Source organism: Fibrobacterota bacterium (genome assembly GCA_019509785.1).
Classification (GTDB): domain Bacteria; phylum Fibrobacterota; class Fibrobacteria; order UBA11236; family UBA11236; genus Chersky-265.
The window spans coordinates 1-959 of record JAEKLQ010000046.1 but is presented as its reverse complement, the minus strand read 5'-3'; the positions used below and the strand labels follow the sequence as shown (position 1 = coordinate 959).

The following is a 959-nucleotide window of genomic DNA, read 5'->3' as shown; positions in this document are numbered from 1 at the left end:
TACCGGTCCAGCGCGGACTATTCCCATCGTGGTTCATACGGCTACCGCCTAGCCCGGACCAACACACAGGTTTTTCTGCCAGCAGTAGGTAACGGTTGTACCTCCGAGAATTTCAAAGTATCAATTCCGAATCTGCTTTCGAAAACCCTGCCGATCTTTGATTCAGGATTCCGGATAATCATTAAGTCGGTGGAGTCCTGTATTCCGAAGAGATGGACGATGTAAAAAATATACTGCGTTGGGCTCCCCACGAATTCGGAAAAATCCCTTGATTTCCCCCTCTCCTCGAACCTTATGGGCTTTGTCGTATCCGGGATGCCCTCAAGGATCGGATAGAAAATTCCCGACAGAACCACCTTGTTCGTATACCTATCAGTGGGGGATCCCCATTCGAAATCCTTTTCAGATCGATGGAATATCAAGATGTCGTGAATCGGTTTTATCAATAGCAGCCTGTCGGGATTTCCCCGATAGTTGGGTTCCAGGATCGCGAGGGTATCCTTTAGATTCCCGGTAAGGACTACGACTATCGATTTTTCCAAGTCGAACCGAATCGGAAAGCCATCTGCGCGGACTCCCTGAGCAGAGTCAAGAAAAATCCAATAACTCGAATCGGATTGGGAAAAAGAAAATTTGCGATCCGGGGCGTAAATAATTTGGTGATAGTCATTGAAGGCTTCTCGGGCTGCAAGCGGCGATCGGGTGCGCTCCAGGATACGGCAATAAGTCGAAACAACCCAGCCGCCCTTGAGCTCTGCCTTAATCATTTCCTCCGAATGAATTTTCAAATCTTTTCCAGAATTGCATTGGCTTGAGAGGAGGAAAAACAGAACTGGAATCGCCCAGGGTATCTGCCATTTTATTTTCATTTTGCGCTATATTTTATGAAGGGGAATTAATTATGGTTGTTCAGTATTTTAATACTACCCCGATGGCACAAGCGTGAATTTTATTCCAAT

Annotated in this window: 1 protein-coding gene; it reads right to left on the bottom strand. The window is 46.3% G+C overall.

The genetic code is table 11. The features are described 5' to 3' along the window. Positions 1 to 41: 41 nt before the first annotated feature. Entirely contained in the window at positions 42 to 869 is an 828-nt protein-coding gene (locus tag JF616_13685) for a hypothetical protein (protein MBW8888801.1), read from the bottom strand. Positions 870 to 959: the final 90 nt, after the last annotated feature.

Coding starts and splice junctions, on each gene's coding strand:
- JF616_13685 (MBW8888801.1), bottom strand. CDS start 869: ATGAAAATAAAATGGCAGATACCCTGGGCGATTCCAGTTCTGTTTTTC.